At 34.4% G+C, this 15,436-nt stretch carries 15 protein-coding genes and 1 pseudogene; 14 read left to right on the top strand and 2 right to left on the bottom strand.

Annotated elements, in window-relative coordinates; all coding sequences use genetic code 11:
- Positions 1 to 68 precede the first annotated feature (68 nt).
- The gene (locus AB4Y90_RS07840) at positions 69 to 1,043 is read right to left on the bottom strand and encodes a ribonucleotide-diphosphate reductase subunit beta (RefSeq protein ID WP_378179828.1); all 975 of its coding nucleotides are present in this window, start codon (positions 1,041 to 1,043) and stop codon (positions 69 to 71) included.
- Between the two features lie 464 nt (positions 1,044 to 1,507).
- Here AB4Y90_RS07840 and AB4Y90_RS07835 point away from each other — a divergent pair.
- From AB4Y90_RS07835 to AB4Y90_RS07815, 5 genes and pseudogenes are all read left to right on the top strand, one after another.
- Positions 1,508 to 1,939 (top strand): annotated as a pseudogene (locus AB4Y90_RS07835) (ABC transporter ATP-binding protein); the annotation flags it as partial.
- 96 nt (positions 1,940 to 2,035) lie between these two features.
- Positions 2,036 to 2,386, top strand: a complete 351-nt coding sequence (locus AB4Y90_RS07830) for a four helix bundle protein (RefSeq protein WP_441556850.1) — start codon at positions 2,036 to 2,038, stop codon at positions 2,384 to 2,386.
- A 160-nt stretch (positions 2,387 to 2,546) separates the two neighbouring features.
- Positions 2,547 to 3,776: an ABC transporter permease gene (locus AB4Y90_RS07825; RefSeq protein ID WP_441556849.1), complete on the top strand. Its 1,230-nt coding sequence runs from the start codon at positions 2,547 to 2,549 to the stop codon at positions 3,774 to 3,776.
- Between the two features lie 90 nt (positions 3,777 to 3,866).
- Entirely contained in the window at positions 3,867 to 5,135 is a 1,269-nt protein-coding gene (locus AB4Y90_RS07820) for an ABC transporter permease (protein ID WP_441556848.1), read from the top strand.
- 112 nt (positions 5,136 to 5,247) lie between these two features.
- On the top strand, positions 5,248 to 6,453 hold the full coding sequence (locus tag AB4Y90_RS07815) for an efflux RND transporter periplasmic adaptor subunit (RefSeq protein ID WP_441556847.1): 1,206 nt from the start codon (positions 5,248 to 5,250) through the stop codon (positions 6,451 to 6,453).
- 78 nt (positions 6,454 to 6,531) lie between these two features.
- Here AB4Y90_RS07815 and AB4Y90_RS07810 read toward each other — a convergent pair whose 3' ends face one another.
- A complete protein-coding gene (locus tag AB4Y90_RS07810) occupies positions 6,532 to 6,825 on the bottom strand; it encodes a hypothetical protein (RefSeq protein ID WP_441556846.1) in 294 nt (97 codons plus the stop codon).
- Positions 6,826 to 7,082: 257 nt separating this feature from the next.
- On the opposite strand from AB4Y90_RS07810, the gene AB4Y90_RS07805 reads away from it, so the two are divergent.
- The 9 genes from AB4Y90_RS07805 to AB4Y90_RS07765 all read left to right on the top strand — a co-directional run.
- Positions 7,083 to 7,412 carry an ArsR/SmtB family transcription factor gene (locus AB4Y90_RS07805; protein WP_441556845.1) on the top strand — a complete coding sequence of 110 codons (330 nt, stop codon included), beginning with the start codon at positions 7,083 to 7,085 and terminating at the stop codon, positions 7,410 to 7,412.
- Between the two features lie 71 nt (positions 7,413 to 7,483).
- Complete coding sequence (locus AB4Y90_RS07800) at positions 7,484 to 7,957, top strand: DUF6428 family protein (RefSeq protein ID WP_441556844.1); 474 nt, start codon at positions 7,484 to 7,486, stop codon at positions 7,955 to 7,957.
- Between the two features lie 129 nt (positions 7,958 to 8,086).
- On the top strand, positions 8,087 to 8,371 hold the full coding sequence (locus AB4Y90_RS07795; protein WP_441556843.1) for an arsenate reductase ArsC: 285 nt from the start codon (positions 8,087 to 8,089) through the stop codon (positions 8,369 to 8,371).
- A complete protein-coding gene (locus AB4Y90_RS07790) occupies positions 8,334 to 8,501 on the top strand; it encodes a hypothetical protein (RefSeq protein WP_441556851.1) in 168 nt (55 codons plus the stop codon). Before AB4Y90_RS07795 ends, AB4Y90_RS07790 begins: the two co-directional genes overlap by 38 nt.
- A gap of 115 nt (positions 8,502 to 8,616) precedes the next feature.
- On the top strand, positions 8,617 to 9,882 hold the full coding sequence (gene glyA, locus AB4Y90_RS07785) for a serine hydroxymethyltransferase (protein ID WP_441556842.1): 1,266 nt from the start codon (positions 8,617 to 8,619) through the stop codon (positions 9,880 to 9,882).
- Between the two features lie 135 nt (positions 9,883 to 10,017).
- Positions 10,018 to 10,485, top strand: a complete 468-nt coding sequence (locus AB4Y90_RS07780) for a regulatory protein RecX (protein WP_441556841.1) — start codon at positions 10,018 to 10,020, stop codon at positions 10,483 to 10,485.
- 74 nt (positions 10,486 to 10,559) lie between these two features.
- The gene (locus tag AB4Y90_RS07775; protein ID WP_441556840.1) at positions 10,560 to 13,826 is read left to right on the top strand and encodes a T9SS type A sorting domain-containing protein; all 3,267 of its coding nucleotides are present in this window, start codon (positions 10,560 to 10,562) and stop codon (positions 13,824 to 13,826) included.
- A gap of 10 nt (positions 13,827 to 13,836) precedes the next feature.
- A complete protein-coding gene (locus AB4Y90_RS07770; protein ID WP_441556839.1) occupies positions 13,837 to 14,070 on the top strand; it encodes a hypothetical protein in 234 nt (77 codons plus the stop codon).
- Positions 14,071 to 14,413: 343 nt separating this feature from the next.
- A partial coding sequence (locus tag AB4Y90_RS07765; protein WP_441556838.1) for a polysaccharide biosynthesis protein occupies positions 14,414 to 15,436 on the top strand: 1,023 nt, incomplete at its 3' end.

Below are 15,436 nucleotides of genomic sequence, written 5' to 3'. Positions count from 1 at the left end.
GTATTAAGGACTTCAATTAAAGAATTTAGAAACTCTTTGCTGTAACTGATATTTTCTAATTGCATACCTTAAAATAAATCGTTCGCAGTAATACTCTTATCATGCTTCGTATAATCTACCGGTCTTTTTGCAAAGAAATCATCCATAGAATTAGCGAAAACTTCTTCTTCAAACCACATCAACGGACGGTATTGTTCAGGAGAAATATTGTATCTCGGAGCCATGTTGATTTTCTTCAAACTGTCGTCAACACGGTATTTCATAAAGTTGATTAAATCTTCTTTTGAGAATTTGTCAAGCTCACCCAATTCAAAGATCCAGCTTAGGATTTCGCCTTCCAATTCCACAGACTGATCTACCAAAGTGTAAATATCTTCGATGTCAGAATCAGTTAAAAGGTTAGGCTGTTCTTCACGGATTTTATTGATTAAATAAATTCCTCCGTTGGCGTGAATCTGCTCATCAACTGAAGTCCAGGCGATTATGTTCGAAACATTTTTCATGTAGCCTTTAAATCTCGTGAACGAAAGGATGATGGCAAACTGAGAGAACAAAGACACGTTTTCAATCAGAATACTGAATAGTAAAAGTGATGAAACATACTCTTTCGGCGTTGCAGAATTGGCGTGCTTCAAAACGTTTGATAAAAATTCAATTCTCTTTTTCAGGGCAGGAACTTCCACAACATGCGTAAATTCTTCGTTATAACCTAAAACTTCCAGCAAACGTGAATATGCTTCCGAATGACGGAACTCACACTCTGCAAAAGTTGCTCCCAAACCGTTCAGTTCAGGCTTTGGAAGGTGGTTGTAAAGATTTCCCCAGAAAGATTTTACAGAAACTTCGATCTGAGCAATCGCTAAAAGTGCATTTTTTACTGCGTTTTTTTCGTGCGGCTCAAGCTGAGAATGAAAATCCTGAACATCGGCTGTGAAATCTACTTCCGAATGTACCCAAAACGATTTGTTGATCGCTTCTACAAACTGCAGAACTTCAGGATACTCAAATGGCTTATAACTTACTCTTTTATCGAAAATTCCCATATTATAATTTTTATGTCTTTTGTTTTGTAAAAAAGAAAAATTCTGAAAATACAATCACCGAATGATAAGTGTTTGATTTTTTGAAAGTTGATAAAGCGATTTTTTAATCTTAAATCAATAATTATCTTCCCCAGAATCTACCTACAAAGTTAGAAAACAGAAGCCTATTTTAAAAGAGCTAAAGACTAATTGACTGACTTTTAACCTTAAAAGTTTTCCACATTTACATGAAACTCCCTTTGCCATTGGATTAGAGCAACTTAAGCAACAGAAACAATTTCCTGAGCTTGATTTTAATTAAACAATAAATTTTAATTTACTGACATTCAGATAATTTAATATTAAACAACAGTAAAAATAAAAGAATTTTTTAATCTTGTAACAAAACGATATTACGAGCTACTTATAAGACATAAAAACATCCCAAGCTTAATGTTAGTAATTCAGGACCTAAATAAATCAGATTTGTGTTTCAGTCTTTCAATCTGATTGGTTACAAAACGGCTATAGAAAATGTAGCGCTTCCTTTATATTATCAAAATGTTTCAAGAAAAGAAAGAAACCAAAGAGCTTTAGAATATCTCGAAAAAGTAGGATTGGCTCAATGGGCAAATCACCTTCCGAATGAACTTTCGGGTGGACAAAAACAGAGAGTTGCCATCGCAAGAGCATTAATTACAGACCCAAAGGTAATTCTTGCCGATGAACCAACAGGAGCGTTAGATTCAAAAACCACGCATGATATTATGAAGCTGCTTCAGGATATTAACAATGAAGGGAAAACCATCATCGTGGTAACGCACGAACCCGATGTAGCGGCACAAACGAAGCGTAATGTTGTTCTTCGCGACGGAATTATTGAAAGCGATGAGTTTATAAAGCAGATTGTGCTATAAAGTGAATTGTGAATTGTGAATTTTGCTTCGCAAGTGAATTTACAAGCGATTTTAATAATTATCAGGTAAACACAAATGAATTTAAAATGAAAAAAAATGTTTTTAAATCTCAATCATTATAAACTTGATGTTTATAAATCGGCAAGAGAGTTAAGATTAGAGTGCTATAAAGTATTGAAAAAACTTCCTCTTGAGGAAAAATTTAATTTGATAGATCAGATACGAAGAGCTTCAACTTCTGTAGTTTTGAATATTACAGAAGGTTGTTCAAGAAAATCTGAGACGGAAAGAAAAAGGTATTTTGAAATAGCAAGAGGTTCTGTTATAGAATTAGATTCTTGTTTTGATATTATTGCTGAATCTGAATATCTTAGTTTAAATGATATGGAAAAGGCTGGAAGTAAATTAAAAACAACATTTATCCTTTTGAGTGGAATGTTAAAGTAGTGAAATGTCAATTGTGAATTTTGCTACGCAAGTGAATTTTATCAGAATTAAATTCAAAAGTTAATTAAAAGAAATTAAATTGACATTGAAAATAATTGACTTGCGAAGCAAAATTCACTGCAAAGCAAATTGACTTTTTTACAAAGTAAAAAACAAAAATATGTTTGACCTAGATCGTTGGCAGGAAATATTCAGTTCTATTCGCAGTAATGTATTGCGAACGGTGCTTTCGGGCTTTACCGTGGCTTTAGGATTGTTTATTTTTATTGTTCTTTTCGGAATCGGGAAAGGTTTGCAGAATGCTTTTACGGAAGGTTTTGCAAGAGATGCCCAAAACCTGATTTCTATTTTTACAGGAAAAACAACCATTGCGTATAACGGCTTGCAGTCTGACCGACAGGTAACAATGAATAACGAAGACTACGATTTTCTTGTTAATAATGATAAAGAAAAAGTGGGTTATTCTACACCGAGATACACCGCCAATCTTATGGTGAAATACGGTAAGGAAAGCGGAAATTACCAGATCAACGGAGCCGATACCGAAGAAAAATATATCGAAAACAGAAAAATGCTTGAAGGTCGTTACCTTTCACCAATGGATTTGGTGCGTAAGCAAAATGTTGCGGTTATCGGGAGAATGGTGCAGCGAGATTTGATTAAAAACGGAAGCCCGGTTGGTAAAGATTTGGATATCAACGGAACAATGTTTAAAATAGTCGGTGTCTTTTCCGATGACGGCGGAGATTGGGACGAAAGACACATTACAATTCCGATTACTACGCTGCAGCAGATGAAAAAAGGTTCAGATACGGTAAGTACGGTTTACATTGCTTACGATGAACATTTAACTCCGGATCAGGCAATAAAATATGGGGATGAGCTGAAAGAGCGTTTAAAATCAAGGAAAAATGTTTCTCCTGATGACGAAAACGGAGTTCGTGTCTGGAACAATGCCCAAAACATGAGCGACACCTTTATGTTTATGACCGTTCTTACAGGGATTGTGGGTTTCATTGGTTTAGGGACTTTATTGGCAGGAATTATCGGGATCAGCAACATCATGGTTTATATCGTAAAAGAACGAACCAAAGAGATCGGGGTGCGAAAAGCGATCGGTGCAAAACCGGGAAGCATTGTTGCTCTGATTGTTCAGGAAAGTGTTGTGATTACCGTTGTTTCAGGATTTGTAGGAGTAGGATTGGGTGTTTTAGCCTTAAATTTAATAGGAGATAATTTAGAAGAATATTTTATTAAAAGTCCGAATGTAGGCTGGTTTGAAATTATTGCAGCATTTATTGCTCTGGTATTTTCAGGTTTGATCGCAGGGTTTGTTCCTGCTTACAGAGCTTCGAAAATTAAACCGATTGAAGCATTAAGAACGGAGTAATTTTAATTTGAAAATTTGATAATTCGTTAATTTGAAAATGAAATTACATCCAATTTATAACTCATAATTAATAACTCATAACTCGACAAAGTGAACATTTTATTTAAAAAAGATACATGGCAGGAGATTTATTATTCACTAAAGAATAATAAACTTCGTACGTTTCTTACCATGATTGGTGTGGGTTGGGGAATGTTCCTGTATGTAGTTTTACTGGGTTCTGCAAAAGGGATGGAAAATGGTTTCGATAAATTGTTTTCGGGTTTTGCGACGAATTCTATTTTTCTTTGGGCACAAAATACTTCAATTCCGTATGATGGTTTTCCGAAAGGAAGACAAATGAACCTGAAACTTCAGGATATCGATATGCTTCAGCGAAAAGTAAATGAGATTGAATATATTTCGCCGAAAAACTCAAGAGGTAATTTCGGAACGGCGGGAGAACAAATGTCGAGAAACGGAAAAACGGCAACGTACACTTTAAACGGAGATTACCCGATTGGAAATAAAATTTCAGAAAAAAAACTCATTTACGGAAGATATCTGAATGATGCAGATGTTTCGCAAAATAAAAACGTAGCCGTAATCGGGGAAGAAGTTTACAAGAATTTTTTTGATTCTAAAAAGAAGGAAAACCCGATCGGAAAATCGATTAATGTAAAAGGTATTTTCTTTAATGTAATCGGAGTTTTCAGGGTGAAAAAAGGCGGCGGAATGGATAATGACCAGACTGTTTTTATCCCGCTTTCCACTTTTACCAAAATATTTAACGACGGAGATAATGTAGATGTTTTCGCCATCGTAAGCAAACCGAATGCAGACGTGAATTTCGTGGAAGATAAAGTGAAAGACGAGCTGAAAAAGAAAAATAAGGTTTCACCGGAAGATACGAATGCCTTTGGAAGTTTTAATCTTGGAAAAGAATTTAAGAAATTAACCGGTTTCCTTAGCGGAATGCAGCTTTTAACGATTATCGTAGGAACATTAACGATTCTTGCGGGAGTTATCGCCATTTCAAATATTTTATTGATCACCGTAAAGGAAAGAACCAAAGAAATCGGGATCAGAAGAGCTTTAGGCGCAAAACCTTCAGAAGTAAGGAACCAGATTTTGCTGGAAAGTGTCGTCATTACATTAAGCTCAGGTTTACTCGGGTTTATCTTCGGAATTTTTGTGCTGATGATCTTTAATGGTTTAACCGCCAATCAGGATGAGTTTCCGTTCTATAATCCGACCGTGAATTACGGAAATGTTTTCAGTGCAATGGCAGTGATGGTGATTTTAGGTTTGATTATCGGAATGATTCCTGCGCAAAGAGCGGTGAAAATTAGACCGATTGAAGCATTGAGAAGTGAGTAATTGAATTTGAAAATTTGAAAGTTAATTAATTTGAAAATGAAAGCAATAATAATTTCTAAATCTCTTAATTACTGAATCTTTAAATTATTTAATTAAAAAATAAACTGTATATATGAAAAAGAAATTTACCTGGAAAAAAGCTATCTACATTATTCTTGGGCTTTTGTTTGCTGTAGCACTGATTTCAGGAATAGGGTATGTTATAAAATCAAATTCTACACAAAGTGAAGCTTTCCTCACCAGAAAGCCGACCATTCAGAATATGGAAGACAAAGTGATGGCAACCGGTAAAATTATCCCGAAAGAGGAAATTGAAATTAAACCGAACATTGCAGGAATTATCGATAAAATTTTGGTGGATGAAGGTGATAAAGTAGAAGCCGGCCAATTGATCGCTACGGTAAGAATCGTTCCAAATATTGCCGAAGTAAACAACGCTACCCAAAATGTGCAGAATGCGCAGCTTCAGATTAACAACGCTAAAGCAAATGTTTCAAATATGCAGACTCAGTTTGCAATGTCTGAAAAATTATACAAGCAGGGCGTGATCTCAAAACAGGAATATCTGACAGCTCAGCAACAATTATACACGCAACAGCAGGCTTTWAAAAATGCAAACCAGCAATTGGTAACGGCACAAAAAACCTTACAGATTGCGAAAACAGGAGCCATTCCTGAGCTACAAGGTTTGGCGACAACACAGATTCGTTCTAAAGCTTCAGGAACCGTTCTTGAAGTTCCTGTAAAAGTAGGAAGCCAGGTAATTGAGGCAAACTCTTTCAACGCAGGTACAACGATTTGTTCGATTGCAGATTTAAATTCACTGATTTTTCAGGGAGAAATTGATGAAGCTCAAGCCGGAAAACTGAAGCAGGGAATGGATATGAAAATCGTAATCGGAGCTTTACAGAATAAAACATTTCCCGGAAAACTGACGATGATCGCACCGAAAGGAAAAGATACCAACGGAACCATAAAATTCCCTGTGGAAGGTGATGTAAACAACCCGAATAACGAATACATCAGAGCAGGATTTTCGGCAAACGGAGAAATTGTAATGAGCTCTCAGAAAAATGCCTTGCTTTTGGATGAATCTTTAATTCAGTACGAAAAGAAAAACGGAAAAGATATTCCTTTTGTTGAAGTAAAACAGAAAGACGGGAAATTCAAGAAAGTGAATATTAAGCTTGGCGCAAGTGACGGTATCAATGTGCAGATTTTGCCGGGTTCAGGAATAGATCAAAACTCTGAAGTGAAAGTCTGGAATCCTTCAGATAAAGACAAAGAAGAATTGAAAGAAAAAGCGAAGAAGAAATAATATAATAGCTTTTATAAAGTGAAAAGTCCTGAAATTTCAGGACTTTTTTCTTTTATAGTTTTAAAATCAAGCTTAAAATTAGCTCAGAAATTTGATTTCCTTGTCTTTAAAATCATTTTTTGCTACGATTTTATTCATGGTGATCAGCATTTCTCTGCGAAGCTTAGCCAGTTTTCTGATGTTTTTATCTTCGCTGTAATCAAAAATATTATCTTTAAAACTAAAAGTATCACCATTTTTAAACTCGATTTTGCTTTTCTTAAGTTCTCCGAACAGCATAAGATTCGTCATGCTTTCAAGGATATAATGTTCAGAGTTTTCTAAAGATTTTAAAGTGTTGAGCAATTGTTTTTTATATTTTTTCTTTCCCATAATTCAGACAATTTTTTCTTTAAGATAATACAAATATATCATTTTCATTATAACTAATTTTCGATATTAACTTTTTATCAATTTTTTGTTATTTTAAAAGAACGTTTATTAAAAAGAATAATAAAACTGTGGTGCATTTTTAAATCTTTGTCTTTCGAAAATAAGTGAAGCGGCTTTGTTTTAAATCTTCTCTAAAATTAAAAATTATTTTGTGTAATAAATTTAATATCGTAATATTGCAATATTAAAATTTAAAAATGGGACTTACAAAAACTGAAATTTTTAGCGAAAAAGAAAACAAACTGGCAACGCTCTTCAAAGTTTTGGGGCATCCTGCAAGAATCGCAATTTTACAGCATATTATTGATCAAAAAGCTTGTATTTGTAACGATTTGGTAGAAGAACTGGGTTTAGCGCAAGCTACGATTTCACAGCATTTAAAAGAGCTGAAAAATATTGGAATCATCAAAGGAACTATTGAAGGAAAATCGGTTTGCTACTGTATTGATGATGAAGTCTGGAAGACAATTCAGGTTGAATTGGGATTGTTCTTCAATCAGGATATTCGATCAGAATCATGCTGTTAAAAGGCATTTTTTTTAACAATTATTATCGTTATATAGCAATATTACAATTAAATTTAATTAAAATAAAATAAATGAAACTTTCAAAGATTAAAGAAATTTTACAGGCATCAGAAAATGTAGAATTTCAATTGGAAAACGGAACATTTGTGCCAGAACATTTTCATGTAACAGAAGTAGGACAAATTACCAAAAACTTTATTGATTGCGGCGGAGTGATTCGTACAGAAAAAACTGTGAGTTTCCAGCTTTGGAATGCAGATGATTTTGAACATCGCCTGAAATCAGGGAAACTTTTAAACATCATCAAGCTTTCTGAAGAGAAATTAGGAATAGAAGATGCAGAAATCGAGGTAGAATATCAGTCTGAAACCATCGGAAAATATGATCTGGAATTCAACGGGAAACATTTTGTGCTGGTCAATAAAACAACAGCTTGCTTAGCTCAGGATTCTTGCGGAATTCCCTCTGAAAAACAAAAGAAAAATCTGTCAGAATTAACTTTAAATTCGGGCAATTCTTGCCAACCGGGAAGCGGATGCTGTTAAAATGAGAACCTTTTTAATTAAATATAAAAAACCTTTAATCATAACCTCTTCGGTAGTTGTTTTACAATTAATTTTTGGTTTTGATCCGAAATTTTGCATCATCAACATCATTTGGTTACTCGTTTAGATATGAAAAAGAAAATAATGGTACTTTGTACAGGAAACAGTTGCAGAAGCCAGATTGCACATGGCTTTCTGGAAAATTTTGCCGAAAATAAAGCTGAAATTTACAGCGCCGGAATTGAAACGCACGGTGTTAATCCACGAGCAATCAAAACCATGATGAAAGAAGGAATTGATATTTCGAAATATACTTCTAATCATATTGATGAATATAAAAACATCAATTTTGATTTTGTGATAACGGTTTGTGATAATGAAAGAAAACTGTCCGTATTTTCCGACTGCGGCTAAAGTTTTTCATCATAATTTTTCTGATCCTGCAAAAGCTCTGGGAACGGAACAAGAAATTATGCAGCAATTCAGACTGGTGAGAGAAGAAATTAAAATATATTGTAAAAAATTTGTTGAGCAGAATTTATAATTGAAAGTTTTACAATTCTAAATTTTTTCAAAAAATAAAAATCATTTGAATGAATAGCATATTCTATGCTAAAATCCGTATTTTTGGGGTTCAAAATCTAAAAATCTAAAAATAAATGGACATTATTTTTGACCTTATCGAAAAAGAAAGAGAAAGACAATCCCACGGATTAGAGCTTATTGCTTCAGAAAACTTTGTTTCTGAAAACGTAATGAAAGCGATGGGAAGTGTATTGACAAATAAATATGCAGAAGGATATCCGGGGAAAAGATATTACGGAGGTTGTGAAGTTGTAGATGAGGTTGAAACTTTGGCGATCGAAAGAGCGAAGCAGCTTTTCGGAGTTGATTATGTAAATGTTCAGCCGCATTCAGGTTCTCAGGCGAATGCAGCAATTTATTTAGCAGTTTTGAAACCTGGTGATAAAATCATGGGGATGGATCTTTCTATGGGAGGTCACCTTACTCATGGTTCTGCAGTAAACTTTTCAGGAATTCAGTATGATGTGGTTTCTTACGGAGTACAGCAGGAAACTGGTTTGATCGATTATGACCAAATGAGAGAAGTGGCGTTGAGAGAAAGACCAAAAATGTTAATTGCTGGTTTTTCGGCATATTCAAGAGATTTAGATTATGCAAAATTCAGAGAAGTTGCAGACGAGATTGGAGCTACACTTTGGGCAGATATTGCGCATCCTGCAGGTTTGGTAGCAAAAGGATTATTAAATTCTCCATTCGAGCATTGCCATGTTGTGACAACTACTACTCATAAGACTTTGAGAGGTCCAAGAGGAGGAATGATTATGATGGGTAAAGATTTTGAAAATACTTACGGTCACAAAACTCCGAAAGGAGAAATTAAAATGATGAGCCAGGTTCTTGACGGAGCTGTTTTCCCAGGAATTCAGGGTGGTCCTTTAGAGCACGTTATTGCAGGTAAAGCGATTGCTTTCGGTGAGGCGCTTGATGATCAGTTCCTGACGTATGCAAAACAAGTTAAATCTAATGCTCAGGCTTTATCCAAAGCAATGGTAGATTTAGGTTTTGATATTGTAAGCGGCGGTACAGATAATCATTTGATGCTGGTAGATCTTAGAAATAAAAATGTAAACGGAAAAGAAACGGAAAAAGCTTTGGTAAAAGCTGATATTACGTGTAATAAAAACATGGTTCCGTTTGATGACAAGTCTCCGTTCACTACTTCCGGGATCAGATTAGGAACTGCGGCAATCACCACAAGAGGCCTTAAAGAAAATGATATGAATACCATTGCAGAATTGATTTCTGAAGTTGTAGACAATATTAAAAATGAAGAAGTAATCGCTGATGTCAGAAAAAAAGTAAACGCTTTAATGGAAGGTAAGGCTTTATTTAATTATTAATCGGCTTTTAGCTATTAGCATTTTGCTTTTAGCTTTTCAAAATAAATCAAAAGAGGTGCAAATGTTTTGTGCCTCTTTTTTTCAAATTGTAATTTTGAAATATCAACCATCAACTATCAATCATCAACCAAAAAAATGAATTCCGATAAAAAATTGTTCACATTTGAAGAAATAAAACAGAAACTGGTCAACTATTGCGTCTATCAGGATCGTTGTCATGCTGAGGTTGAGCAAAAAATGCGTGAATTTGTTTTAATCCCTGAAGCTAAGGAAGAAATTCTTTTGTATTTGATGAAGGAGAATTACCTGAATGAAGAAAGGTTTACAAGAAGTTATATCCGCGGAAAATTTTATATAAAAAGTTGGGGAAAAACCAAAATTAAAATGCATTTGAAACAAAAAGGGATTACAGAAAAACTAATCTCTACCTGTTTTGATGAAATTGATGAGAATGATTATTTAAACATAATAAAAAAGCTGTATGAAAATTATGGCAGTAAATTAAAAGGATTGAATAATTATCAAAGAAAATCAAAAATTATTAAATATCTTCTAAGTAAAGGCTTTGAATATGAAGTAATTTTGCAAATAATTGAAAATTAACATATTTGTAACTTTAAATTTTATAACTTTATTTTCTGAACACATAATTTTGTCTGACGAAAAATTATTTTTATATGAATTTAAAACTACAACGTAAATCAAGAACGGTTTATGCGTTTTTGATGGCTCTTTTCTCGGTCTTGGGATGGGGGCAGACAACAATGGTAACTTTACCACACACAAGAACAACATGGGATAGCACACCAACTGGGTGGATAGATACTCCACTTGATTCTTATACAAGTTCTTTTGCATGTTCTACGAATAACGGAGCAAAATTTGATACATCTGGAGATTCTAAAATAGTGCGTTTAGATTCTACGCCTGACAAATTGTCTTTTGTTGTGAAATCTAATGCTGCTACAACTTCATCTTTATTAGTTCAGCAATCAAGCGACGGAACAAATTATACAACAGTGATTAATTTGTCAGGAACTACCGATTTGCCAACTACATGTACAACCAAAGGAAATTATCAGCTTTTAGCTTCAACAAGATATATTCGATGGACTTTTACTAAAGGAAGTCAAAATATGACAATGGATGATGTTTCTATTACTAAGCTTACATCACCAACTCTTTCAGCTACTGGTAATTTAACAAGCTTTACATATGTAGAGGGTAATGGTCCGTCTGCAGCGCAGTCTGTTTCTATTTCCGGAAGTAATTTAAATAATAATGCAGTTACTGTTACTGCACCTTCTAATTTTGAAGTTTCTTTGGATGGTAATACCTATGGAACTAGTCAGAATTTACCCTATTCTAATGGTGCATTTGCAAATCAAAGTGTGTATGTTCGTTTAGGGAGTGGTTTGGCTGCAGGAAATTATTCTGGAAATATTATCATTTCTGGAGGTGGTGCGGCAGATGTTGTGAAAGCGGTTGAAGGACAAGTTGCCTTTCCTATTTCTGCTGTATCAAACAATACTAGTTTCGGAACTGTTTCTGTTTTAGATAATGTAATTACAGCCAATCCTCTTGCCGGATATACTTATGCTTCACCAGCTTATACAGTTATCAGTGGTTCTGCTACGGTATCTCAAAATGGAAATCAGTTTACAGTTACTCCAAGTGCTGCAACTCAAGTTCAGATTAATTTTGAAGCAAAGCCTAGTTATACATTATCATTAATGAATAATGGTTCTGCTTATACAAATGCTAACTTTCCTTTTGTAACTTATGAGGGAAACACCATCACTTTACCAACATTACCTGATTGCGGAAGTTATACATTTGCAGGTTGGGACATTAGTAATAGCACTACATCTGCACCAACTTATGTAGGTGGAGCAACGTACACTACTACTGCTATTAATACTACATTATATGCAGTATATCAAACGACTTCTGGTACACCATCTGTTACATATTCTTACGGATTTGAAGAGAATGAAACAGGATGGACATCAGATGCAACTAAATCAAATCAGCAAGCCAAAACAGGAAGTTATTCAGGTAGAATAAATACAAATAACGTTCATGTTACTCGTACTGGTGTCGTAGCATCACCAACTTCGATATCATTCTCATTAATGAGAACTTCTACTAATACTAATTATAATATTGAAGTACAAACATCTTCGGATAATAGTACTTGGACACCAGTTGTCACTTATCCAATGAGTGATTTTGCGAATGGTAGTTGGACTGAAAAAACGACGGACTTATCTGCTTATCAAAATGTTCATGTGCGATTATATTACGATGGAACAACAGCTATAAGATATATTGATGATATTAGACTTGTTGAAGGAGGTTTAATAATTTCTTATACAACAATGCCAAACTGTAGTAATGCTTCTACAACTTGGAACGGTGCCGCGTGGTCGTCTGGAACACCTGCTGCTTCTACAGATGTTATCATCACAGGAGCATAYTCTACAACATCACAGTCATCTTTCACTGCAAACAACATCACAATTAAAAATGGTGGCGTTTTAGAAATTACTTCAGGTAATACAATCGGTGCAGTTGATGTAACGGTAGAAGATGGTGGTAATCTTATTCAGAAAGATGGTTCTACTCTGTCTTATACAGGAGATTTCAAAGCTTTGAAAAACGGAACAAGCGAAATTAATAAATATGCATTCTGGTCTTCTCCGGTTGAAGGTCAGATCTTGGCTAACATTTATACCGGTGCAACACCTACATCGATTACGCAATATAATACTGCAAATGATTCTTATACAAATGCAGGTACAACTTCTGAATTTGCTAAAGCATATTCATTCAAAACTCCGGTTTCAAACGCTGCTTTGGTCTTTGAAGGAACACCAAATAACGGAACGCAAACTTTTTTATTGGCAACTTCAGGAAACGGATTCAATCTAATTGGTAATCCATATCCTTCAAGTTTAGATCTTGGAGCATTCTATGCGGCTAACTCGGCAAGAATTTCTAGTACATTCTATTTCTGGGATAATAAAAGTACAAACGTAACCCTTCAAAACGGTGCTACGACTACAAACTACGGGTATGCTACTTTCAATGCTGCAAACGGGGCAAATCCAACCTGGGTTCCGGCTCCTAATGGAAATGGAGGAACGGCTGTTGTTCCTGCAGGAGGTATTGCTAATATTGGTCAGGGTTTTATCGTTAAAACTTTAAGCACTTCTGTTGATACTTCTCTTGCATTTAACAATGATATGAGAGTTGCTACAGGCGGTACATTCTTTAATAAAAATAATTCTTTAACAGAAGGTAAATTCTGGTTAAGGCTAAACTCTGAATACAATACCAATAATACTTTTGCGGTAGATTATACAAACGCAGCTTCAGACTCATTTGATTCTTATGATTCTAAAGCAATAGGAATGGGATCTGATGCATTCTATACTTTGACTGGTACTCAAAAATTAATAATCCAGGGAAGAGAAAGTTTTGATACTGACGATGTGGTTCCTGTAGGAGTAAAACATTTCCAAAACGGGAACTTTACTATTGCTTTGGTTCAGAAAGAAGGGGTGTTTAATAACGGACAGGCAATTTATCTGCACGATAAAGTGACCGGAACATACACAGATCTTCAGAACGGAGCTTATACATTTGCTGCGAACGCTGGAGAAAATACAAATAGATTCGAGATTGTCTACAAGCTTAATGTTTTGGCAACTGCTGAAGCGCAGAAAGATAGCTTTGAAGTGTACAGAGACGGTCAGGATTTTATGGTAAGAAACAATAAGAATATTGAAAAAGTAGAAATATTTGATGCTGCAGGAAGAAAGATCCAGACAATCAATGAGAGTTCTAAATTAATTCGTGTACAGCTTACTGCGAAAGGGGTTTATATCCTGAAAGCTTTATCAGAAGGTAAAGAGTACACCAAAAAAATAATTAAATAAGAAAGGAATTATGAAAAAGATTATAGTAATGTTTGCAATGGTGTTATCAGGACTTGCTTTTGCGCAGGAGTCTTCAGATAATCCATATATATATGATACCGATCCTAATGCGATGGAGTTGGATGAAGAAGATGTTTATCCTGCAAATCCGGGCGATGCTCCCATTGATGATTATATACCGGTTCTTTTTGTAGTTGGGGTTGCTCTTGCAATTGCTTATTCAAAAAAGAAGAAAGCGGTTTAAAGAATTTTTTGATCATTAAACTTAATCTTCCGGAATTAATTTCCGGAAGATTTTTTTTGATGGATATCCGAAGTAAGAACGTTTATTTAATTTTAGCAAAGCTTTAGTTCTTGTATTTGGGAATTAATTTTTCAAAATCAGTTTTAGCTGTATCTTATTTCAGATTTATACTCACTTATTATATCGATTTGTAAAATAGCTACTTAGTTTATTTAAATTCACAGGCATTTTTTCTTTTTAATTTATATTTTGATGCATCCCTAGGTAATTGAAAATATCAATTTTTTTATAAAAATAATATCATTATATTTGCCGAATAAATGAAAATATCAAAAAATGTTGAATGAAAAAGCTTAATGACGCTTTTACTGTCTTGTATAATGGGTATAACATTGTTAAACTCACACAGTTAAGATATATACCGAGATGGATTGTCATTGTTATTGATATTTCTATTATATTTTTTTCTATATTTCTGTCATATATTTTTTTAGACAGACTGCGTGTGCAGGTCAACTTTCCCAATCATCGGTTAGAGAAAAGAGTGTTGCTTATTTCGATTAATTTACTGTTTATGTTTGTTTTCAGAACATATGCAGGTATTGTAAGGCATTCTACTTTTTTTGATTTGTTTAAGATTGTTTTATCTTCAGGAAGTACTTTAATAACAGTAATGATTTTAAACTTTTTTATAGAGTTACTGTTAGGGAGACCGCTTTATTTATATCCCACCTTATTTCTTTATTTTTTCATCTCGGTTTCCATTATGTTTTTTTTCAGAATGGTCACCAAGCAGTTTTTTAATATTTTAATTGATATAAAAGGCGCTTCCTCAAAGACCAAAGTAGCGGTAGTGGGAGTAAGTGATGCATCGGTTTCTCTGGCGAGAGCAATACTTCATAACCCTAATTATCCTTATCGTTTAGAAGGGTTTGTCACCAAAAGATCAGATTCAAACAAGGCGGTACTTTTGGGGCATAAGATTTATAATAGTGATTATTTTTTTAAAAATAAAAATATCATCAGCAAGTTTGATGCACTTTTGATTATCAAAGAAATAATGTCTAAACAGGAAATTGAAGAGTGGATGACGTTGGCATTAGATAACGGTCTGAAGGTTTTAAAAGCTCCTACATTGAGTAAAATGCGTGATTCTGATTTGGTAGGAGGAATTCGTCGTCTTCAGATTGAAGATTTATTAAACCGTAAACCTATTAAAATTGAAAATGAAGAGGTAACCAGAAGACATGCCGGTAAAAGTGTTTTGGTAACCGGTGGTGCAGGTTCTATCGGAAGCGAAATTGTTCGTCAGGTAGCTCAGTTTGGACCTTCGCTGATCGTGGTGCTTGATCAGGCAGAATCTCCT

The sequence above is a fragment of the Chryseobacterium sp. 2TAF14 genome, from assembly GCF_052115105.1.
Lineage (GTDB): Bacteria > Bacteroidota > Bacteroidia > Flavobacteriales > Weeksellaceae > Chryseobacterium.
Note: the sequence above shows the minus strand (reverse complement) of the source record. Positions and strands in the feature narration are given on the sequence as shown.